Genomic DNA, 21,881 nt, shown 5'->3' with positions numbered 1-21,881 from the left:
GTAACCAATTTAAAAAGAGGTGTCGTAATGACAATAGCAGCAGAGAGAAGACCGGGAAGTAGATTCAGCGCACTAACTATTGTATATAGCGGGATGTTCGCAGCGTTAATGATGATTGGAGCGAATATTACATCCTTCGTGCCGTTTTTAGTAGTTGGTGGAGTACCCATCACATTACAAACTTTTTTCGCTATCTTATCAGGACTATTACTTGGTAGTCGTCTAGGTGCGTTATCGATGACCGTCTATATGTTAATAGGACTAGCAGGAGCACCAGTCTTCGCTAAATTTTCAGGAGGCTTCGGTCAGATCTTGAGTCCGACGTTTGGATTTATTCTCACGTTTATTCTGATCGCTTATGTAGCCGGAAAGATTGTTGAGCGAAAGCATACTATGTCTGCCTTTATTATCGCAGCATTTGTCGCTACAGCAATCAACTATATACTAGGTACAAGTTGGATGTATTTTGCGTACAAGATGTGGGCTGCTGCACCCGACGTGTTTACCTACAAGATTGCTTGGCTGTGGATGATGCCGCCACTACCGAAAGATTTAATTCTAGCTGTACTGTCAGGCATATTCGCATTTAGAATATCAAAACACTTGAAAGTGAGGCGGACGTTATAATGAACTATCAAAGGCTGGCTACTCAAGTACTCGAAGGCCATGTACTAACTGATGAGGAATCACTCGCAATATTAAATAGCCCAGATGAAGATTTACTATTATTACTGCACGCGACATACTCGATTCGGTCACATTACTTCGGCAATAAAGTAAAGTTGAATATGATTATCAATACGAAATCGGGACTATGTCCGGAAAACTGTGGGTATTGCGCGCAATCCATCATTTCAAAAGCACCTGTTGAAAAGTATGCAATGATGAAATCGGAAGAAATACTAGAAGGTGCGGAACGTGCTGCCGCTAATAATGCGGGCACCTATTGCATCGTAGCAAGTGGACGAGGACCGCGTGACAGTGAGCTGGACATCGTGATTGATTCTGTTAAACAGATTAAAGAGAAGCACAAGGGCATGACGGTATGTGCTTGTTTAGGTATTTTGAAGCCAGGACAAGCAACACGTTTGAAAGAGGCAGGAGTAGATCGCTATAACCACAACTTGAACACATCTGCAGAGCATCACGAGAGTATAACAACATCGCATACATACGATGATCGTGTAAATACTGTAGGACTTGCCAAAGAAGCGGGCATCTCTCCATGTTCAGGCGTTATCGTCGGCATGCGTGAAACAAAACAAGATATCATCTCCATGGCGCGTAGCCTACGTGAACTGGACGCAGACTCGATACCTGTAAACTTCCTGCACGCAGTGGATGGAACCCCGTTGGAAGGAACATCAGAACTGGATCCCCGTTACTGCTTAAAGGTCTTGTGTCTATTCCGCTACATTAATCCTAGCAAAGAAATCCGCATCTCGGGTGGACGTGAAGTGAATCTTAGAAGCCTACAACCACTAGGCCTCTACGCTGCAAACTCCATCTTTATCGGCGACTACCTCACAACATCGGGTCAAGAAAACGATCAAGATCAAAAAATGCTGGAAGACATGGGCTTCGAAGTCGACCTAGAACCTTTGAATAAAGAACCCATCACTTTGTAAATAGAAAAGAAGAAAAATGTTTGTATACTCCGTGACTGAAGACAATCCACTATAAGGATCTGTTCTTCAGTCTTTTCTTATTTATATAAGTTGAATTAAAGATTTCAGGATACACTAAGTTGATTTTCGTTACAGGCGGCGACTCCGGCGGGAACAGCACGAGCTGAAAGCCCCGCAGGTAGCGAAAACCGTAACGAAGAACGGTTTTTGCGAGTAAAAGCGAAGCGTTAGGAGCACGTCTTTGCCCGTAAACCGTAACGAAGAACGGTTTTTGCGAGTAAAAGCGAAGCGTTAGGAGCACGTCTTTGCCCGTAGCGGACGAGGAGATTGAGGCCGTGCCCGCGGAACGCGTCCGCCTGGAATGGAAATCAACGGTTCCCTTGTGAGGACTACTTCTTATGGTCAACTAATATAGTTAGAATTCCATTTAGAAAGATTACAGTAGTACACCGTAAGCGGAAAATACCCGTCTAGAACGTTAGTAAACGGTGCCAAACTATCCACTTTATTTTTTGTCTCATTACTAATTGAATAATCATTAGCCAGATGTGACAACCTAGCAATAGGTTTTCTTTCAACGTAATAAGGTATACATATAAACAAATGAATTGCATCCCACCCAATTACTGCGATACAATTAAGTCAAAGATAGTCAAAGTCAACTAGAAGATTGAGTGAAGCGAGGTGACGAGATGCGTAATATTTCTGACATTATAGAAGGGTATTTGAAGTCGATTATAGAAGAGGAAGATAGTGCTTCTATTGAAATCAAAAGGAATGAGATTGCCGAGAAGTTCCAATGCGTACCATCACAAATCAACTACGTAATCAAAACCCGGTTTACGGTCGAAAGAGGCTATGCCGTGGAGTCTAAGCGAGGGGGCGGGGGCTACATCCGGATTTATAGGGTACGTACCAACTCCCGAAAGGACTTACTTGAACAAGCGTTGGAGATTTTGGAGAGTGAAGTGTCTTCTACTATGGCGGAAGATGTCATCATCCGTTTAATTGAAGAAGAAGTCGTTACAGAACGTGAAGCTAAGCTGATGCTTGCTGCGGTGAGCCGCGGTACTCTGCGTTATATGTTGCCTGAGCGGGATGCGTTACGTTCACGTATTCTTCGCGCCATGTTAGTTACGTTAATTTATGAAGAGATAGAATGAGGTGAATCTCCATGCTTTGTGAAAACTGTAAAGAACGACCAGCTACTGTAGTGTTTAAACAGGAAACCTTAAATCATGCAACAGAGCGCCATTTATGTGATAAATGTGCATTTTACTCACAGACATTTTCTTTCAGTCCGGATCAGGAGCCGTTATCCATTCAACAATTCTTAGCGCACTGGTTGGGCGGTTCAGAATTATTTTCAGAACAAAAAGCCGATGAAAGATTACCAGATGGTCCGAAATGTCCGAATTGCAATTTGACCTTTCACCGTTTCCTTGACATCGGAAAGTTTGGCTGTGCTGTATGTTACGAAGCATTCAGCGGGCAACTGCCAAGGTTGTTTGCCAAATTGCATAATGGACATACCCAACACCGTGGAAAGATTCCGGTTTCACTTAATGAACGCTTTGCTTTAAAGAGAAAACTTGAAGATATCCGTACAAAAATGCAGCAAGCCGTAGAAAATGAACATTTTGAAGAAGCGGCAACTTTGCGTGATGAGGCGAATCAGTTGAAACAGCAGCTGTCTGACGGGGGTGACGATCAACATGTCATTTGAAAAATTTCTCAAACAAGAACTGACAGGTTGGATGGTGGCGGAAGGTGAGCACGCTGACATTGTCTTATCCACAAGAATCAGGCTAGCCCGTAACTTGCAAGATTATCTATTTCCGATTAGTGCTTCACAGGAAGACGCAAACCGCGTGAGCGAAGCGTTAAATCAAGCAGTCAAGACGATGCAGAATCACCATTTTACAGGCACAGCAATGAAAGATTTGTCACCACTTGAAAGGCAAATCTTAGTCGAGAAACATTTAGTCAGTCCACAGTTGATCAACCCTGAAAAACATGGGTCGGTTTTGCTATCGGAAGACGAAACGATCAGCATTATGGTGAATGAAGAAGATCATATTCGCATTCAATGTATATATCCTGGTTTTCAAATAGACCAGGCATATGAACAGGCTGATCGAGTGGATAGCGAACTGGAAGTGAATTTGAACTATGCTTTCGATGAAACATTCGGCTATTTGACAAGTTGTCCATCCAACACAGGTACAGGAATGCGTGCGTCTGTCATGATGCATTTACCTGCATTAACGATCACTAAGCAAATCGAGCGAATTATTCCCGCAATATCTAGACTTGGAATGGTCGTACGTGGAAGTTACGGAGAGGGCAGTGAAGCGCTCGGCAATATTTATCAAGTTTCCAATCAAATCACACTCGGCAAATCAGAAGAAGAAATCCTCAAAGACTTGGAGAGTATTTCAAAGCGCTTGATAGCGCATGAAAAGAAATCACGTGAATTATTATTGGCTAAATCGGAAGTTCACTTAGAGAATAGGTTATTTAGGGCACTCGGTACACTGACCCATTCGCGAATATTACCTTCAGCGGAAGCGGCAAAATGTTTGTCTGACGTCCGTTTGGGTATTGATTTAGGTATCATAGAAAATATTGATATGACCATTTTGAATGAATTGATGATTTTCATGCAACCAGGTTTTCTTCAGCAATACGCAGAGGCGGAATTAACATCTGATGAACGAGATATCCTTCGTGCGCAATTATTCCGAGATCGGCTAGGTGTAGTGCGATCTGCTGCACAAAAAAAAGACAGTGATCCGTTATGAGCAAAGTTTTTGCAAGAAAGTCTCATAGCATTTATAATTAATCAAAGATAGTCAAAGTCAATATGCGAATTAGGTTGTATCGCGAACTGACATGAATATATATATAGTTATAGGAAACAAAGCAAGGATGCGTTATTTTGCATAACATAGAATATAGTCCACTGATGAAGGAAAGAGGGGAATGGATATGATGTTTAATCGATTTACACAACGTGCACAAAAAGTTTTACAACTGGCTCAAGAAGAGGCTATTCGTTTAAAACATGAATCTATTGGTACTGAGCATATTCTACTCGGATTGATTCGAGAAGGTGGCGGCATCGCAGCAAAAGCTCTTGAAGCAATTAGCGTGAATGCAGATACTATTGAACGAGAAGTAGAAATTCTAGTAGGTGTAGGCTCTAAAGATGTGGGCCCGATCGTTCATTATACTCCACGCGCAAAACGTGTCATCGAATTATCTGTTGATGAGTCTCGTAAATTAGGACATTCTTATATCGGTACTGAGCATATTTTATTGGCTTTGATTCGAGAAGGGGAAGGTGTGGCAGCGCGCGTTCTGAATAATGCGGGTGTTAGCTTGAATAAAGCTCGCCAGCAAGTACTTCAATTGCTTGGTAATGATGAAAGTTCTGTTGGGAACCCAGCGAATTCTGCATCAGCGGCAACACCAACATTAGATGGCTTAGCGCGTGATTTAACTGAGATCGCACGTGAAGGTACATTAGATCCAGTAATTGGACGAAGCAAAGAAATCACACGTGTTATTGAAGTATTGGCACGTCGTACGAAAAACAACCCCGTGCTGATTGGGGAACCAGGTGTAGGTAAAACAGCGATTGCGGAAGGTTTGGCGCAGCAAGTCGTAAGTAATGAAGTACCTGAAATCTTGCGTGACAAACGCGTGATGACACTGGATATGGGTACAGTCGTTGCGGGCACGAAATACCGCGGTGAGTTTGAAGATAGAATGAAGAAAGTAATGGAAGAAATTCGTCAAGCGGGTAACATCATTTTATTCATCGATGAATTACACACGTTGATCGGTGCAGGTGGAGCAGAAGGTGCTATTGATGCATCCAACATCTTGAAGCCATCACTTGCACGTGGTGAACTACAATGTATCGGTGCTACAACACTTGACGAATACCGTAAATATATTGAAAAAGACGCAGCGCTTGAACGACGTTTCCAACCGATCCAAGTCGATGAGCCAACTGTAGACGAAACAATTCAGATCATTAAAGGCTTGCGTGACCGGTACGAAGCGCATCACCGAGTAAAGATTACCGATGAAGCAGTTGAAGCCGCGGCGAAGATGTCTGATCGTTATATCTCGGATCGTTTCTTACCAGATAAAGCGATTGACTTAATTGACGAAGCGGGATCGAAAGTACGCTTGCGTTCGTATACAACTCCTCCTAATTTGAAGGAGCTTGAGGTGAAGCTTGAAGCGATCCGTTCTGAGAAGAATGCAGCCGTGCAAAGCCAAGAGTTTGAGAAGGCCGCCTCTTATCGTGATAAAGAGCAGAAAATGAAGGAAGAATTGGAAACAACGAAATCCGCTTGGAAAGAGAAACAAGGGCAGACTGAGTCCGAAGTGACAGTAAATGATATCGCTTCTGTTGTGGCAATGTGGACAGGAATTCCCGTTGACAAGATTGCGGAAACAGAATCTGCTAAATTGCTTAACATGGAAGAAATTCTACATGAACGTGTCATCGGCCAAAATGAATCTGTCGTAGCGATTTCCAAAGCAATCCGCCGTGCGCGTGCGGGGTTAAAAGATCCTAAACGTCCAATTGGTTCATTCATTTTCCTTGGCCCTACTGGTGTAGGTAAAACTGAACTAGCTCGTGCGCTAGCAGAAGTAATGTTCGGTGATGAAGATGCGATGATTCGTATCGACATGTCAGAGTACATGGAGAAGCATGCAACATCTCGTTTAGTTGGATCACCTCCGGGATATGTTGGTTATGAAGAAGGAGGTCAGTTAACGGAGAAAGTTCGCCGTAAGCCTTATTCAGTAGTACTACTTGATGAAATTGAAAAAGCACACCCTGATGTATTCAATATCTTATTGCAAGTATTGGAAGACGGGCGTCTGACGGATTCTAAAGGACGTACAGTTGATTTCCGTAACACGGTAGTCATCATGACTTCTAACGTAGGGGCCACAGAATTGAAGAAAAACCGTTACGTTGGCTTTAATATTCAAGATGGCGAATCCGATTATGATGATATGAAAGAGAAAATGCTTGCTGAGTTGAAAAAAGCATTTAGACCAGAGTTCTTAAACCGTGTAGATGATATGATTGTCTTCCACTCGTTGGAGAAAGAACACTTGCGTGAAATTGTTAGCTTGATGAGTGATGAGCTGGCAAAACGTTTGGCTGAACAGGACATCGAATTGATGTTAACTGAATCTGCTAAAGATAAGATCACGGATGAGGGATATGATCCTGAATACGGGGCTCGTCCACTACGCCGTGCATTACAGAAACATGTAGAAGATCGTTTATCTGAAGAATTACTTGAAGGTAAAGTTCTGATGGGTGAAAAAGTAATCATTGATGTAGAAAATGACCAGTTTGTCGTGCGTACGGAGAAACAAACAGTAGCAGCAGAAAAATAATAATAGGATAAACCGGATAGCTCGCTCGCTTAGTTTTTTAAAAGCGCAGCGAGCTGTCCTTTTCGTATTTTAAAGTAAGGAGAGAGTATATGGCTAAGCGTAAATCGAAATTCATGTGCCGTTCTTGTGGATATGAATCCGCTAAGTGGATGGGGCGCTGTCCTGGTTGTGGAGAATGGAACACGATGGATGAAGAAGTAGAGATTGTGCAAAAAGGACCGCGTGCCGCATTTCAGCACGGGGAAAGAGTGAAGCAGAAAGCTTTGCCGATCAGTCAAGTGGAAATGGCTGAAGAGCCCCGTGTCAAAACGGAATTAGAGGAATTAAACCGCGTACTTGGAGGTGGGATTGTTCCGGGCTCGCTCATATTAATCGGTGGCGATCCAGGGATCGGGAAATCTACATTGTTGCTTCAAGTCTCGTCATTACTTGCGAATCAACAGCAACGCGTACTATATATATCGGGAGAGGAATCGATTAAGCAAACTAAGTTACGTGCAGAACGTTTAGGTGTGAAGTCAGATGAGTTATATATTTATGCCGAAACCGATCTCGCAATGATCAATGAAACGGTGGATGAAGTGAAGCCAAGATTTGTTATTGTGGACTCGATTCAGACTGTTCATCATCCAGAAGTATCATCAGCGCCGGGGAGTGTATCGCAAGTGCGTGAATGTACCGCAGAACTAATGCGTATAGCAAAGACGCAAAACATTGCTATATTCCTTGTAGGTCACGTAACAAAAGAAGGGCAGATTGCAGGACCACGATTGCTTGAGCATATGGTGGATACAGTACTGTATTTTGAAGGAGAACGTCACCATACATACCGTATTTTACGAAGCGTTAAAAATCGATTTGGTTCCACCAATGAAATTGCCATTTTTGAAATGTTGCAAGCGGGATTAAAGGAAGTCTTAAATCCTTCTGAAATGTTTTTGCGTGAGCGATCACAGGGTGGAGCTGGCTCTACCATTGTCGCTTCAATGGAAGGCACACGACCCATACTTGTTGAAATTCAAGCATTGATGACGGCATCAAGTTTTAATTATCCGAAGCGTATGGCGACTGGACTGGATCAAAACCGTGTGCAATTATTGATGGCTGTATTGGAAAAGCGTGCAGGGATGCTATTGCAAACACAAGATGCGTATATTAAAGTTGCAGGCGGCGTTAAGTTGGATGAGCCGGCCATTGATTTAGCGGTGTTACTGAGTATTGTTTCTAGTTATCGCGATACAGCTGTAGGGGCGCGGGATTGTTTTGTTGGTGAAGTAGGGTTAACAGGTGAGGTTAGAAGGGTATCTAGAATAGAACAACGCGTTACGGAGGCGGCCAAGCTAGGTTTTGATCGCATTATCATTCCATCGTCTAATCTGGGTGGTTGGGATGTTCCGAATGGGATTGAAGTAGTAGGAGTTGAAACTATAACGGAGGCATTAGGCGTGGCATTTAGATAATAAATTTTTATATAACGAGATGAATAGAAAGGGAAGAAACTTTCCTGCTATTTAATTAGTCCTAGTAGGGGGAGTGAGGAATTTTCAGAAATTCCTCACTTAACCTAAGCGACCAACCATAATTCGTTGTATACTATTAGGAAGGAAAAGGAGGTGGAAGAATATGTTGAAAAGAGTAGTCCAAGTTTCATTCTTATTAATCGGAGGAACTCTCGGTGTTTTATTTTTACCGTACTTATTCGCTATGTTTGAGTTTACATCTCGCCCCATTATAGAGAACCCTTATGTGGAGGCAATTATAGGAGCCATCATTCTATTTTTATTAAGCTTATTTTTAACTGAACCGATTGTGAATTTCATTAAATGGATTGAAGAAAGACTTCTGAAAGCACCAATTATGGATTTATTATTCGGTACAATCGGATTAGTCGTAGGATTAATCGTTGCATTTTTATTCAGTTTCGGACTAAGTGCAATTGGCTTTCCGGTAGTATCTTCTGTTGTACCTGTTTTATTGTCTATTCTTCTCGGCTATTTAGGTTTCCAGGTAGGTTTTAAAAAGTGGGAAGAGTTTATCAATGCATTTTCCAATTTACGCATGACGACGGCAAAAAAGAAAGAATCAGCGGAACCGGTTGTCACTCCACCACAAAAAGATGTATATAAATTATTGGATACTAGCGTCATTATTGATGGGCGTATTGCGGACATAGTGGCAACGGGATTTTTACAAGGGATTTTAGTTGTACCTCAGTTTGTACTGACGGAACTTCAGCATATAGCAGATTCATCTGACACGTTGAAGCGAACAAAAGGTCGGCGTGGCCTAGATATACTAAAACGTTTACAAAATGATGACGGACCACAAGTTCTCATTACGGACGAAGATATTCCGAATGTAGCCGAAGTGGACTTGAAGTTAGTTAAACTGGCGAAGAAAATGGATGGTTTAGTTGTAACGAATGATTTCAACTTAAATAAAGTATCGGATTTGCATGGTGTTGCAGTTTTGAACATAAATGATCTTGCTAACGCAGTAAAACCGGTAGTCATTCCGGGCGAAGAAATGCATGTGGTCGTAATTAAGGACGGCAAAGAACACAATCAAGGCGTTGCATACTTGGATGATGGCACCATGATCGTAATTGAAGATGGTCGTTCTCATATCGGGGATGCCATTGACGTTGTAGTAACAAGTGTATTGCAAACATCTGCGGGACGAATGATTTTTGCGAAACCCAAAGGTCGATAACCAGCATAGAAAGCAGAGTGACAAACGTGAACTATACAGTGATGATTCCTGCTGCGGGAAGTGGCAAACGAATGGGTGCTGGACAAAATAAACTCTTCCTGAAAATTGGAGAGCATTCAATTTTGTATCATACAGTAAGTGTGTTTCAAGAAGACCCTAATTGTGAAGAAATCATTATGGCTGTGAAGCCGGAAGAGCAAGCCGTGATTGAAGAGATTCTTCAACCGCATCAACACGTCAAACCTATAACATTTGTAAAGGGTGGTGGTGAGCGTCAAAACAGTGTAGCGGCTTGTATCTCTGCTTATAAAGGGAAAAGTATCGTACTAGTACATGACGCAGCTAGACCTTTCCTGAATTCAGCAATCATTACGAAACTGGTGCATACTGCTAATGAAAAAGGAGCAGCTATAGCGGCAGTCAGGGCGAAGGATACAATCAAGTATGCGGATGGCGGAACTGTGAAAGAAACTTTGAATCGTGAAAAACTATGGCTTGTACAAACACCTCAAGCATTTCAATATGAATTGCTGAAAAAAGCATCTGACTTGGCTATTCAAGAAGGTTTCCTTGGCACGGATGAATCCGCGCTAGTGGAACGAATGGGTTACGAAGTCCAGGTGGTAGAAGGCTCGTATGACAATGTAAAGATGACGACCCAGGAAGATTTGGCTATAGGTGAAATCTTACTGGCAAGAAGATAGTAGGGGGAATAATTACATGTTTCGAATTGGACAAGGTTTTGATGTACATGCATTTGAAGAAGGTAGACCACTCATAATCGGAGGAATCACCATACCGCACACAAGGGGGTTGATCGGTCACTCCGATGCGGATGTGTTATTGCACACCGTAACAGACGCTGCACTTGGCGCAATTGGTAAAGTGGATATTGGCACACATTTCCCTGATACGGATGATGCTTTTAAAGACGCTGACTCTGCTGTTTTATTGGAAAAAGTATGGGCCATGGTAAAAGAAGAAGGTTACCGTTTAGGTAATATTGATTGTACGATTATTGCGCAGCGCCCGAAAATGGCACCATACATTGGGGACATTCGTCAACGTGTAGCGGAATTGCTTGAAGCGGATATATCGCAAGTGAATGTCAAAGCTACGACTACGGAAAGTCTAGGTTTCCCTGGGCGTGAAGAAGGAATCGCAGCGATGGCCACGATTTTACTAATGAAAAACCAGTAACTTTCAAAACGGCTTATAGAGTGCTAAAATAGATAGGAAATTATATAAGAACGTAATCAATTCGAAACGGAGAGGTAAATATTATGACACAAGAAGTACGTGTGCGTTATGCACCGAGTCCAACAGGCCAACTACATATTGGTGGCGCGCGGACCGCGTTATTCAACTATTTGTTCGCTCGTCACTATGACGGGAAATTTATTGTTCGTATTGAAGATACGGATACAGCGCGAAATATTGAAAGTGGTGAACTGTCACAACTTGAAAACCTAACGTGGCTAGGTATCCATCATGACGAATCAATTGATATTGGTGGAGAATACGGACCGTATCGTCAAATGGATCGTCTGGATTTGTATAAAAAGTATGCAGATGAAATGCTCGAAAAAGGACATGCTTACAAATGTTTCTGTACAACTGAAGAGTTAGAAGCAAAGCGTGACGCACAAAAAGCATCGGGAATTGCAGCGCCCATGTATGATGGCACTTGTCGTCATTTGACAGCGGAACAGGTGGCGGAAAATGAAGCAGCGGGGAAAACTTACACTATTCGTATGCGCGTTCCTGAAGATGTCACGTATACGATTGATGACCTTGTGCGTGGAGAGGTAACATTCGAATCAAAAGATATCGGTGACTGGGTTATGGTTAAAACGAATGGTATTCCTACGTATAACTTTGCTGTAGTCGTTGATGATCATTTGATGAAAATCTCTCATGTTTTCCGTGGGGAGGAGCATTTGACGAATACACCAAAGCAACTAATGGTATTTGATGTATTTGGTTGGGATCATCCGCGATTTGGTCATATGACGTTGATTGTCAATGAAGAGCGTAAAAAGCTTTCAAAACGTGATGAATCAATCATTCAATTCATTACACAGTATAAAGATTTAGGTTATTTGCCGGAAGCTATGTTTAATTTCTTCTCTTTACTTGGTTGGTCGCCTGTCGGGGAAGAGGAGATTTTCTCTCATGACGAACTTGTGAAACAATTTGATGAATCTCGCTTGTCAAAATCACCCTCCATGTTCGACACGAATAAGCTGACGTGGATGAATAACCAATATATAAAAAAGCTGTCCTTGGAAGAAGTAATTGAATTAACATTGCCTCATCTACAAGCAGCAGGGTTGGTTTCGGAAAATATGTCTGCTGAAGAACAAACATGGGTTCACGATTTGATTGCGTTATACCACGGCCAATTAAGCTTTGGTGCTGAAATCGTCGAGTTATCCGCCCAGTTTTTCCATGACACACTGGAATATGATGAAGTAGCATCGGAAATTCTAGCTGGTGAACAAGTACCTGAGGTGATGACATCACTTAAAGGGCAGCTTGAGGCATTAGAAACTTTTGATGCTCCATCTATTAAAGCAGCGATTAAAGCGGTGCAAAAAGAAACGGGGCATAAAGGTAAGAACTTATTCATGCCTGTACGTGTCGTGGCGACTGGCCAGACGTCAGGACCCGAACTACCAGATGCAATCGCGCTGATCGGTAAAGAAAAAATCATTCAACGCATTGAAAGGTTTGCAAAATAATCAATATTGACAATTCGGTGAATTTATGTAAAATGAACCTAATATGAAATTATCATATCAAAAGCGTTGAGAAGGAAAGTACATAGTGGATACTCTGTAGAGAGGGTCATCTAGGCTGGAAATGACCTGAGTCGTTCACTATCGAAATGCACCTTTGAGCGATGAGCTGAAACTGTTAGTAAGCCATACGTATAGTCTGCGTTAAAGACATTAAGCGGGGGACAATTAGGTTCCCAAGCGGAGTGGAACCACGCATTTAATGCGTCTCTGTCATCATAAGTGACGGGGGCGCTTTTTTTATCTCACGATTTTTTAAAAAGTGTTAACCGCCGTCATGTGAAAGAAGAAAAAGGGGGAAGTTCATTGTTCAAACGTATGAAAGAAGATATTCGGTGTATTTTCGATCAAGATCCGGCAGCTCGTAGCACAATTGAAGTAATCTTAACGTATTCGGGGTTGCATGCAATTTGGATGCACCGTATAGCGCATGTGTTTTATAAGCGTAATCTCCGTTTCTTGGCTCGTGTAGTATCGCAAGTTAGCAGATTCTTTACGGGGATCGAAATTCATCCTGGAGCAGTAATAGGCAGACGTCTATTTATTGATCATGGGATGGGTGTAGTAATAGGGGAAACATGTGAAATTGGCGATGATGTGACACTTTATCAAGGAGTTACACTCGGGGGGACAGGTAAAGAAGGCGGTAAGCGACATCCGACGCTCTGTGATAATGTATTGGTTGCATCGGGTGCTAAAGTACTCGGTTCCATCACGATTGGTGAGAACAGCAAGGTAGGAGCGGGTTCGGTCATATTGAAGGAAGTGCCTCCCAACTCTACAGTGGTTGGGATACCAGGGAAAATCGTTATTTCCAATGGGGTACGTGTAAATAGTAAACTGGATCATTCCACGCAAGATCCGATTTCGGATGAAATCAAGCGATTGGAAAAGCAAATTCAGGAGTTAAAGCTACGTACCCAGCAGTTGGAAACCATGAATGAAAAAAAGGGAGATTTACATGAGCATTCAACTTTATAATACATTGACACGTAAGAAAGAAAAATTTATTCCGATAGAAGAAGGAAAAGTAAAAATGTATGTCTGTGGACCGACCGTTTATAACTATATTCATATCGGAAACGCTCGTCCCGTGATTGCTTTTGATACGATTCGTCGCTACTTGGAATATCGTGGATATGAAGTGAATTACGTCTCGAATTTCACGGACGTAGACGACAAAATCATTAAAGCGGCAAATGAATTAAATGAAGAGGTCGGAGAATTAACCGAGCGTTTCATTGCGGCATATCACGAAGATGTAAGTGCTCTCGGCTGTGAGGTAGCGACAGCACATCCTCGAGTAACTGAGCATATTCAGGACATTGTGGAATTCATTCAAGTTCTAATCGACAAAGGATTTGCCTACGAGTCCCATGGAGATGTCTATTTCCGTACACGTGAATTCGAAGGCTACGGGAAACTTTCACACCAATCTATTGATGAATTAAAAGTAGGTGCGCGGGTCGAAGAGAACGCAATCAAAACAGATCCTCTTGATTTTGCGCTTTGGAAATCAGCAAAAACGGGAGAGATCTCATGGGATAGTCCGTGGGGTACAGGTCGTCCAGGGTGGCATATCGAATGTTCGGTAATGGCTAAGCAACTTCTTGGGGACACTATCGATATTCACGCAGGTGGGCAAGACTTAACATTCCCGCATCATGAAAATGAGATTGCGCAGTCCGAAGCGGCTACAGGCAAAACTTTCGCCAACTATTGGATGCATAACGGCTATATCAATATTGATAACGAAAAAATGTCGAAGTCATTAGGTAATTTTATTTTGGTACATGATATTCGGAAGCAAATCGACCCGAAGGTGCTGCGTTTCTTCATGCTGTCTGTGCACTATCGTCATCCAGTCAACTTTGCACAGGAACTCGTAGAGAGCGCAGCGAATGGATTGGAACGGATCCAAACTTCGTACAGCAACTTGCAGCATCGTCTATCGATTTCGGCAGACCTGGCAGAAAATTCCGAGTCATGGTCAAATAAGATTCAAGAACAAATTAACGCATTTGAGAAAGCGATGGATGACGACTTTAATACTGCTAATGCGATTGCGTCAATTTTTGAACTATCCAAACAGGCGAACGTGTACTTGCTTGAGAAAAATACAGACCGCCACATACTTCAGCAATTCATCGATGCGTTGGATCTATTAATGGGTGTACTTGGTTTGCCTTTTGAAAGTACTGATGAATTGATGGATGGTGAAGTGGATAAATTGATCCAAGAACGTCTTGAAGCCCGGAAGAATCGTGATTTTGCACGGTCAGATGAAATTCGCGATGAATTAAAAGTGCGGGGAATCATTTTAGAAGATACAGCGCAAGGTACTCGCTGGAAAAGAGGGTAACAGTGTGGGGAATTTACGTGAAATAGACGTTAAACAACTCAATGCACTAGCACTTGCTTATATGGGAGATGCTGTATATGAAACAGCGGTTAGAGAGCATTTACTACGCTGCGGCCGTGTAAAACCGCAAATTTTGCATAAGGAAGCTACACGCTTTGTCTCTGCAAAAGCACAGGCACGAATTATCCTGACGATGAGAGATCAACAACTTCTCACGGAAGAAGAATTGGCGGTAATGCGACGTGGTCGCAATGCGAAAGCGGGATCCGTCCCTAAAAACACTGACGTTACTACGTATAATTACAGCTCTGCATTCGAAGCAGTCCTCGGGTATGTACATTTATTGGATCGGCAAGAGCGTCTAGCTGAACTGATCGAGATGGCGATTCGACTAGTGGAGCATCCTGAGGAGGAGAAAGCATGACAGAGCTAGAAGTGGAATTGATTGGTGGAAGAAACCCTGTCGTAGAAGCGTTGCGTTCAGGTAGGCAGTTGAATAAAATCTGGGTGGCGGAAGGTGTAAATAAGAAAAGTATCGGCGAAATTATAAAGCTTGCTAAAGAAGCGGGGGTAGTTGTGCAGACGGCACCGAAGCAGAAATTAGATGGTATGACGGATCTGAGTCACCAAGGAATTCTCGCTTCGGTTGCCGCTTACGATTATGCCGAGCTGGAAGACTTATTTGTAATCGCTAAAGAAAGGCAAGAAGATCCGTTCTTTATCATTCTTGACGAGCTTGAAGATCCACATAATCTTGGATCTATCTTACGAACAGCAGACGCTTCAGGTGTACATGGCATCATCATTCCAAAAAGACGCGCTGTTGGATTGACAGGCGTAGTAGCAAAAGCATCAACAGGTGCGATTGAACACATACCAGTTGTGCGAGTGAATAATTTATCTCAAACTGTGGATGAGCTAAAGAAACAAGGGGTGTGGATTGCGGGGACAGATGCATCCAATTCCACTGATTACCGCTATATGGATGCTACGTTACCTTTAGCTGTCATTATAGGTAGCGAAGGAAAAGGCATGTCACGCATTTTACGAGAAAGATGCGATTTCCTTTATAGATTGCCGATGGTCGGAGAAGTTACATCTTTAAATGCTTCGGTAGCAGCGGCATTATTGATGTATGAAGTTCTACGAAAGCGTCAATCCGCTCAGGCTACATCATGAAAAGAGATGTGCTACTCGTTGATGGATACAACATCATCGGTGCGTGGCCTGAACTACAACAACTAAAACAAGAAAATTTTGCGCAAGCGCGTGATCGGCTTATTGAGCGGATGGCGGAATTTCAGGCCAACAAGGGATGGCGTGTCATCGTGATATTCGATGCCCACTTAGCACCGGGTATCGAAAAACGAAAAAAACAATACCGCGTGGAAGTCGTCTTTACAAGAGAGAATGAAACGGCGGATGAGCGAATTGAAAAATTGGTTTCCGAATTATCCAATCGCTTGACGCAAATCCATGTAGCAACTTCAGATCTTGTAGAACAATGGGTAGTGTTTGCCCAGGGGGCACTTCGCATCTCTGCACGGGAGTTGGAAATTGCTATGAAAGAAGTGGATCGCGTAATTGCGCAAAAGTTAAAAGATTCAATAGAACAACGGCCTCTATCAAAGATTCCTCTGACGGATGAAGTGGCAGCGGAATTCGAAAAAATGAGACGTGGTGGAAAATGAGTAGTTGACGTGAAAAAACACCACGTCTATACTGACATATAAAACCAATTAGTACTCTGGGGTGGAGAGGTTGGTGTGGGTCATGGAAAATGTGAAGAGTAAAAACGAGTATTCTAAACTATCTGATGAAGAAATGGTGGAATTGATCCATTTAGGGAATTCGGATGTATTAGAATTTTTAATAACCAAATTTCAACCGATTGTCCGAATGAAAGCAAGAACGTATTTTATTATTGGTGGAGATCGTGAAGACATCATGCAAGAAGGAATGATCGGACTCTATAAAGCAATACGTGATTTCCGTCCTGATAGATTAAGCTCATTTAAAGTCTTCGCTGAATTGTGTGTGACGCGACAAATTATTACAGCTATTAAAACTGCCACGCGTCAAAAACATATTCCGCTTAATACATCTATTTCGTTGGACAAGCCGATGTTTGATGAAGATCATGAGCGAACGTTACTGGATATCATATCGGGCTCTACGTTAGATGACCCTGAAGATTTAATCATCCATAAAGAAAACTTCATATTCATGGAAAAAGAGATGAACAAAGTGTTGAGCGGATTGGAAAAAGAAGTATTAACATTGTACTTAGAAGGTCAATCCTATCGTGAAATTTCCGAAGTGCTAAATCGTCAAGTAAAATCAATAGACAATGCTTTGCAACGGATCAAACGCAAATTGGAACACTCGATGGCAATGGATCTGGTACGTTAAACATATCGATAGTAAATTGACATATCGTTAGTTAAATGATACTCTTTAGCGAGACTATTGTCTTGAATTAGGTGAATCGAAATGTCGAAAAAAATAACTTTAAGCTGTGAGATATGTGGTTCGCGAAACTATTCTTTGCCCGCTGGCAACAACAGCCGTGAGGGAAGAATGAATATAAAGAAGTTTTGCAGTCATTGCAATGCGCATACATTGCATAAGCAAACCATTTGACCAGTTACATAGAGTTCGAGTGAGAACACTATGTCATTCGGAAGGGTTGGAGAAGAATGGGCAAGATTACCGATTTTTTGAAAAAAGTCGTTTCGGAAATGCGGAAAGTCAGCTGGCCGAAACGTAAAGAATTAACAAAGTATACTGTAGTTGTTATTTCGACGGTCATATTCATGGCTATCTATTTCTTCGTAGTAGATCTAGGCATCTCCGGAGTAATGAAATGGTATACAGGTCTGTAAAAATGAAAGTATGAATAGCGTGAGAATATCCCGTTTTGATGAATGAACGGGTTTTTTCAGCTTTATTTTAAGGGAGGGACGGACGCATAGTCCTCAATGTCATGGAAATGGATAAAAATTGGTATGTTGTGCATACGTACTCAGGTTATGAGAACAAAGTAAAGGCTAATCTTGAAAAGCGTGTCGAGACAATGGGCATGTCAGATAAGATATTTCGTGTCGTCATTCCGGAAGAGGAAGAGACGGATATTAAAGACGGTAAAAAGAAAACAGTTATGCGTAAAACGTTCCCGGGCTATGTTTTGGTTGAATTGATCATGACAGATGACTCTTGGTACGTTGTTCGCAATACACCAGGTGTTACTGGATTTATCGGTTCATCAGGTGGTGGGGCGAAGCCTACACCATTGTTACCGGAAGAAGTAGAGTTCATCCTAAAGCAAATGGGTATGAAGGAACAGCGCGTAGATATCGATTTTGGTGTTGGAGAAAGTGTAACAGTGCTAGAAGGGCCGTTTGCACACTTTGAAGGTAAAGTGGAAGAGATTGAAATGGACAAAGGTAAAGTTGTCGTAAGTGTCGATATGTTCGGACGCGAAACGAAGATGGAGCTTTCGTTCGACCAAGTAGAAAAAATGGATTGATGGGTAATGGGAATTTCCCTCTTGCAAAATCTGTGTAATGGTGGTATCATTTCAAAGGTCAGACTTAGTCTGTACGGATTAACCAATTCTACCGACATCGTCGGCAGGCACATATTTGAGTGGGAGGGGCAACCCAATTACCACATCACGGACTTAAGGAGGTGTGTCTCGTGGCTAAAAAAGTTACTAAAGTAGTGAAATTGCAAATTCCAGCTGGTAAAGCAAATCCAGCACCACCAGTAGGGCCGGCATTAGGTCAAGCAGGTGTTAACATTATGGGATTCTGTAAAGAATTTAACGCTCGTACAGCAGATCAAGCTGGTCTAATTATTCCAGTTGAAATCTCGGTATTCGAGGACCGTTCATTTACATTCATCACAAAAACTCCGCCGGCAGCAGTATTGCTGAAGGTTGCAGCAAACGTTCAAAAGGGTTCAGGTGAGCCTAATAAAAACAAAGTTGCTACAGTTAAGCGTGATAAAGTTAGAGAAATCGCAGAACAAAAGATGCCGGACTTAAACGCGGCGTCAGTTGAAGCGGCGATGGCAATGGTCGAAGGTACTGCTCGCAGTATGGGATTCAAAATCGAAGACTGATTTTGGTTTTTCATAATACAGCAATTGTTTGAAGGTGAAGGCTGCGGTCGAATGAGATTCGCAGCCTTCATTAAGTGGGAGGTTTAATCCGTTAAAACCACAAATGAGGAGGAAAATTCTGATGGCTAAAAGAGGTAAAAAATTCGTAGATGCAGCGAAGCTTGTAGATCGTACAGCTACATACACTACGAAAGAAGCAATTGAACTTGCTAAAAAGACAACTACTACTAATTTTGATGCAACAGTTGAAGTAGCTTTCCGTCTTGGTATTGATACTCGTAAAAACGATCAGCAAATCCGTGGAGCTGTAGTGCTTCCAAACGGTACTGGTAAAACTCAACGCGTATTAGTATTCGCTAAAGGTGATAAAGTGAAAGAAGCAGAAGCTGCAGGCGCAGACTATGTAGGCGATGCAGAATTGATTGCTAAAATTCAACAAGGTTGGTTCGATTTCGACGTAATCGTTGCTACACCTGACATGATGGGCGAAGTTGGTAAGATTGGTCGCGTACTTGGACCAAAAGGTCTTATGCCGAACCCGAAAACAGGTACTGTAACATTCGACGTAACAAAAGCTGTTGAAGAAATCAAAGCAGGTAAAGTTGAATATCGTGCGGATAAAGCTGGAATCATCCATGCGCCAATCGGTAAAGTTTCTTTCGATAACGAGAAATTAGAAGAAAACTTCTTGACGATCTTTGAAACGATTCAAAAAGCTAAACCTGCATCAGCAAAAGGAACATTCATGAAATCGGTAAACGTTACGACAACTATGGGTCCTGCTGTTAAAATAGATCCGTCAAGCGTTACTGTTAAAAAATAATTGACAAGCATATAGTGATCTGTTAAGATTACGCTTGTTATGATGATAACCATTTGTACCGAAGACAGCAGGTGTGGCTTGCCACTTAATGCTCCTGCCGAGGACAAGACGCTCTTTTTAAAAGATGACGACTTTTCTGCCCTCATGTCTTAGACATTGAGGGCTTTTTATATCGGTATAAGTGACCCTAATTACCAGGAGGTGTCAACATGAGCAAAATTTTAGAAGCTAAACAAGCGGTCGTGTCAGAAGTTGCTGACAAGCTGCAATCAGCAGCATCTGTAGTAGTTGTCGATTACCGTGGTCTTACGGTTTCACAAGTTACAGAACTGCGTAAACAACTTCGTGAAGCGGGCATCGAGTTCAAAGTTTATAAAAACTCAATGGTGCGTCGTGCGACGGTAGTTGCAGGACTAGAAGGTTTGAACGAAAACTTGACAGGTCCAAACGCTATCGCCTTCTCTACGGAAGACGTAGTAGCGCCAGCTAAAATCTTAAATGATTTCGCTAAAAAGAACGACAAGCTTGAAATTAAAGCGGGTGTGATCGAAGGAAACGTTGCATCAGCTGAAGATGTGAAAGCATTGGCTACTCTACCGTCTCGCGATGGTCTACTATCTATGCTACTCAGCGTTCTTCAAGCGCCAGTACGAAACTTTGCACTTGCTACGAAAGCAGTTGCAGAACAAAAAGAAGAGCAAGGTGCTTAATTTCGCATCTTGACAGTGACCGGAAAAAACTAGCCGGTTAAATACAACTTTCCAGGAGGAACTTAAAATGACTAATGCACAAATTTTAGACGCAATCAAAGAAATGACAGTTCTTGAACTAAACGACCTTGTTAAAGCAATCGAAGAAGAATTCGGCGTAACAGCAGCAGCACCTGTTGCAGCAGCTGGAGCAGTTGCGGAAGCAGCTGAAGAGCAAACTGAATTCGATGTAATCCTAGCATCAGCTGGAGATCAAAAAATCAAAGTTATCAAAGCAGTTCGTGAAATCACTGGCCTAGGCTTGAAAGAAGCTAAAGCTCTTGTAGACGAAGCTCCTAAAGCTGTTAAAGAAGCAGCAACTAAAGAAGAAGCAGAAGAAATGAAAGCTAAACTTGAAGAAGTTGGCGCATCTGTAGAATTTAAGTAATTTCTACTTCCTTGAGAAAAGCCCGTCTATCTGACGGGCTTTTTTCTTCATATACAGATAATGTAACTCTACGCAGGAGGTGTATGTATGGGAGAGCATTATTACTCAAAAAACCCTCAAGTTTCAAGTGCCCCCAAGCAGTGGAAGGCTGAGATTCGTAACAAAGTTTTTTTATTCACGACAGATGCTGGTGTATTTAGTAAAGGTAGTGTAGATGAAGGATCAAAATTGCTCGCTGAGACGTTTAAAGTGCCGTCCGTCGGGGGAGACTTCTTGGAAATAGGGTGCGGTTATGGACCGATTGCGTTGTCCGTTGCGTCAGATTTCCCTGAGCGGCTTGTCCATATGGTAGATGTTAACGAGCGGGCGTTAGCTCTTTCTAAAATAAATGCCCAACAAAACAAGATCGTCAATATAAAAATTTATGAGAGTAGTGGAGTTGATCAAGTACAATCTGATGGCTTTGCTGCGATTATAACAAATCCTCCTATTCGAGCAGGTAAGCAAACAGTTTTTTCATTTTACGACGGTGCTTATGAGAAATTGGCTTTGGGTGGCGAACTATGGGTTGTCATTCAAAAGAAACAAGGGGCGCCATCCACAATAGACTACTTGAAGAAGTTGTTTGGTAATGTGGACACAGTTGCCAAGAAAAAAGGCTACTTTATTTTGGTAGCGAAAAAAGTTTGACAGGATCGATATCTTATAGTAGCATTATTAAATGCATAAATATTTATATTGCAGCTGTATGCCCTTTTGTGTGATGTAGTAGAGGAAAAGGCATATTGATGTTTGGATAAAGATTGTGAAATCGAAAATGAGCTCTTGTCGGAACTCGTTTTCTTTTTGTTTTT

25 protein-coding genes and 2 other annotated features are annotated in these 21,881 nt (G+C 42.2%); all 25 genes read left to right on the top strand.

Annotated elements, in window-relative coordinates; genetic code table 11:
* The first annotated feature begins 27 nt into the window (after positions 1 to 27).
* The 25 genes from CSV75_RS10460 to CSV75_RS10340 all read left to right on the top strand — a co-directional run bounded on the left by CSV75_RS10460 (position 28) and on the right by CSV75_RS10340 (position 21,717).
* Positions 28 to 627 (top strand): biotin transporter BioY, encoded by a 600-nt coding sequence (locus CSV75_RS10460; RefSeq protein ID WP_099675768.1) that lies wholly within the window; start codon positions 28 to 30, stop codon positions 625 to 627.
* The gene (gene bioB, locus CSV75_RS10455) at positions 627 to 1,628 is read left to right on the top strand and encodes a biotin synthase BioB (RefSeq protein ID WP_143565312.1); all 1,002 of its coding nucleotides are present in this window, start codon (positions 627 to 629) and stop codon (positions 1,626 to 1,628) included. The genes CSV75_RS10460 and bioB overlap by 1 nt, the downstream gene beginning before the upstream one ends.
* A gap of 692 nt (positions 1,629 to 2,320) precedes the next feature.
* Positions 2,321 to 2,791: a CtsR family transcriptional regulator gene (locus tag CSV75_RS10450; RefSeq protein WP_099675767.1), complete on the top strand. Its 471-nt coding sequence runs from the start codon at positions 2,321 to 2,323 to the stop codon at positions 2,789 to 2,791.
* A gap of 11 nt (positions 2,792 to 2,802) precedes the next feature.
* Positions 2,803 to 3,354 carry a UvrB/UvrC motif-containing protein gene (locus CSV75_RS10445; RefSeq protein ID WP_099635787.1) on the top strand — a complete coding sequence of 184 codons (552 nt, stop codon included), beginning with the start codon at positions 2,803 to 2,805 and terminating at the stop codon, positions 3,352 to 3,354.
* On the top strand, positions 3,344 to 4,432 hold the full coding sequence (mcsB, locus tag CSV75_RS10440; protein ID WP_099675766.1) for a protein-arginine kinase McsB: 1,089 nt from the start codon (positions 3,344 to 3,346) through the stop codon (positions 4,430 to 4,432). Before CSV75_RS10445 ends, mcsB begins: the two co-directional genes overlap by 11 nt.
* Before the next feature lie 187 nt (positions 4,433 to 4,619).
* Entirely contained in the window at positions 4,620 to 7,067 is a 2,448-nt protein-coding gene (locus CSV75_RS10435) for an ATP-dependent Clp protease ATP-binding subunit (protein WP_099635785.1), read from the top strand.
* 89 nt (positions 7,068 to 7,156) lie between these two features.
* Entirely contained in the window at positions 7,157 to 8,527 is a 1,371-nt protein-coding gene (radA, locus tag CSV75_RS10430; RefSeq protein ID WP_099675765.1) for a DNA repair protein RadA, read from the top strand.
* Positions 8,528 to 8,690: 163 nt separating this feature from the next.
* Positions 8,691 to 9,779 carry a PIN/TRAM domain-containing protein gene (locus tag CSV75_RS10425; protein ID WP_099675764.1) on the top strand — a complete coding sequence of 363 codons (1,089 nt, stop codon included), beginning with the start codon at positions 8,691 to 8,693 and terminating at the stop codon, positions 9,777 to 9,779.
* A 26-nt stretch (positions 9,780 to 9,805) separates the two neighbouring features.
* Positions 9,806 to 10,483, top strand: a complete 678-nt coding sequence (ispD, locus tag CSV75_RS10420; RefSeq protein ID WP_099675763.1) for a 2-C-methyl-D-erythritol 4-phosphate cytidylyltransferase — start codon at positions 9,806 to 9,808, stop codon at positions 10,481 to 10,483.
* Positions 10,484 to 10,499: 16 nt separating this feature from the next.
* On the top strand, positions 10,500 to 10,979 hold the full coding sequence (gene ispF, locus CSV75_RS10415) for a 2-C-methyl-D-erythritol 2,4-cyclodiphosphate synthase (RefSeq protein ID WP_099675762.1): 480 nt from the start codon (positions 10,500 to 10,502) through the stop codon (positions 10,977 to 10,979).
* A gap of 83 nt (positions 10,980 to 11,062) precedes the next feature.
* On the top strand, positions 11,063 to 12,523 hold the full coding sequence (gene gltX / locus CSV75_RS10410; RefSeq protein WP_099630520.1) for a glutamate--tRNA ligase: 1,461 nt from the start codon (positions 11,063 to 11,065) through the stop codon (positions 12,521 to 12,523).
* Between the two features lie 57 nt (positions 12,524 to 12,580).
* Positions 12,581 to 12,795: a binding site (T-box leader), on the top strand.
* Positions 12,796 to 12,886: 91 nt separating this feature from the next.
* Positions 12,887 to 13,561, top strand: coding sequence for a serine O-acetyltransferase (gene cysE, locus CSV75_RS10405; protein ID WP_099630521.1), 675 nt, complete (start codon positions 12,887 to 12,889; stop codon positions 13,559 to 13,561).
* Entirely contained in the window at positions 13,542 to 14,942 is a 1,401-nt protein-coding gene (gene cysS, locus CSV75_RS10400; protein WP_099675761.1) for a cysteine--tRNA ligase, read from the top strand. Before cysE ends, cysS begins: the two co-directional genes overlap by 20 nt.
* Positions 14,943 to 14,946: 4 nt before the next feature.
* Complete coding sequence (locus CSV75_RS10395) at positions 14,947 to 15,366, top strand: Mini-ribonuclease 3 (protein WP_099630523.1); 420 nt, start codon at positions 14,947 to 14,949, stop codon at positions 15,364 to 15,366.
* Positions 15,363 to 16,121 (top strand): 23S rRNA (guanosine(2251)-2'-O)-methyltransferase RlmB, encoded by a 759-nt coding sequence (rlmB, locus tag CSV75_RS10390; protein WP_099675760.1) that lies wholly within the window; start codon positions 15,363 to 15,365, stop codon positions 16,119 to 16,121. The genes CSV75_RS10395 and rlmB overlap by 4 nt, the downstream gene beginning before the upstream one ends.
* Entirely contained in the window at positions 16,118 to 16,633 is a 516-nt protein-coding gene (locus CSV75_RS10385) for an NYN domain-containing protein (protein ID WP_099675759.1), read from the top strand. The genes rlmB and CSV75_RS10385 overlap by 4 nt, the downstream gene beginning before the upstream one ends.
* Before the next feature lie 82 nt (positions 16,634 to 16,715).
* A complete protein-coding gene (gene sigH, locus CSV75_RS10380; RefSeq protein WP_099630596.1) occupies positions 16,716 to 17,354 on the top strand; it encodes an RNA polymerase sporulation sigma factor SigH in 639 nt (212 codons plus the stop codon).
* 81 nt (positions 17,355 to 17,435) lie between these two features.
* Positions 17,436 to 17,585, top strand: coding sequence for a 50S ribosomal protein L33 (gene rpmG / locus CSV75_RS10375; RefSeq protein ID WP_099630526.1), 150 nt, complete (start codon positions 17,436 to 17,438; stop codon positions 17,583 to 17,585).
* 56 nt (positions 17,586 to 17,641) lie between these two features.
* Positions 17,642 to 17,827: a preprotein translocase subunit SecE gene (secE, locus tag CSV75_RS10370; RefSeq protein WP_099630527.1), complete on the top strand. Its 186-nt coding sequence runs from the start codon at positions 17,642 to 17,644 to the stop codon at positions 17,825 to 17,827.
* Positions 17,828 to 17,934: 107 nt separating this feature from the next.
* Positions 17,935 to 18,471 (top strand): transcription termination/antitermination protein NusG, encoded by a 537-nt coding sequence (nusG, locus tag CSV75_RS10365; RefSeq protein WP_099630597.1) that lies wholly within the window; start codon positions 17,935 to 17,937, stop codon positions 18,469 to 18,471.
* A gap of 170 nt (positions 18,472 to 18,641) precedes the next feature.
* Complete coding sequence (gene rplK, locus CSV75_RS10360) at positions 18,642 to 19,067, top strand: 50S ribosomal protein L11 (protein ID WP_029053289.1); 426 nt, start codon at positions 18,642 to 18,644, stop codon at positions 19,065 to 19,067.
* A gap of 121 nt (positions 19,068 to 19,188) precedes the next feature.
* Positions 19,189 to 19,890 (top strand): 50S ribosomal protein L1, encoded by a 702-nt coding sequence (gene rplA / locus CSV75_RS10355; protein ID WP_099630528.1) that lies wholly within the window; start codon positions 19,189 to 19,191, stop codon positions 19,888 to 19,890.
* A 40-nt stretch (positions 19,891 to 19,930) separates the two neighbouring features.
* Positions 19,931 to 20,069: a sequence feature (ribosomal protein L10 leader region), on the top strand.
* A gap of 30 nt (positions 20,070 to 20,099) precedes the next feature.
* Positions 20,100 to 20,600 (top strand): 50S ribosomal protein L10, encoded by a 501-nt coding sequence (gene rplJ, locus CSV75_RS10350; protein WP_099630529.1) that lies wholly within the window; start codon positions 20,100 to 20,102, stop codon positions 20,598 to 20,600.
* A 67-nt stretch (positions 20,601 to 20,667) separates the two neighbouring features.
* The gene (gene rplL / locus CSV75_RS10345; protein ID WP_099630530.1) at positions 20,668 to 21,027 is read left to right on the top strand and encodes a 50S ribosomal protein L7/L12; all 360 of its coding nucleotides are present in this window, start codon (positions 20,668 to 20,670) and stop codon (positions 21,025 to 21,027) included.
* 87 nt (positions 21,028 to 21,114) lie between these two features.
* The gene (locus tag CSV75_RS10340) at positions 21,115 to 21,717 is read left to right on the top strand and encodes a class I SAM-dependent methyltransferase (protein WP_099675758.1); all 603 of its coding nucleotides are present in this window, start codon (positions 21,115 to 21,117) and stop codon (positions 21,715 to 21,717) included.
* Positions 21,718 to 21,881: the final 164 nt, after the last annotated feature.

It is taken from the genome of Sporosarcina sp. P18a (assembly GCF_002743135.1).
In the GTDB taxonomy this organism is placed as follows: domain Bacteria; phylum Bacillota; class Bacilli; order Bacillales_A; family Planococcaceae; genus Sporosarcina.
The sequence above is the reverse complement of the archived record's forward strand: the minus strand, read 5'-3'. Positions and strand labels throughout refer to the sequence as shown.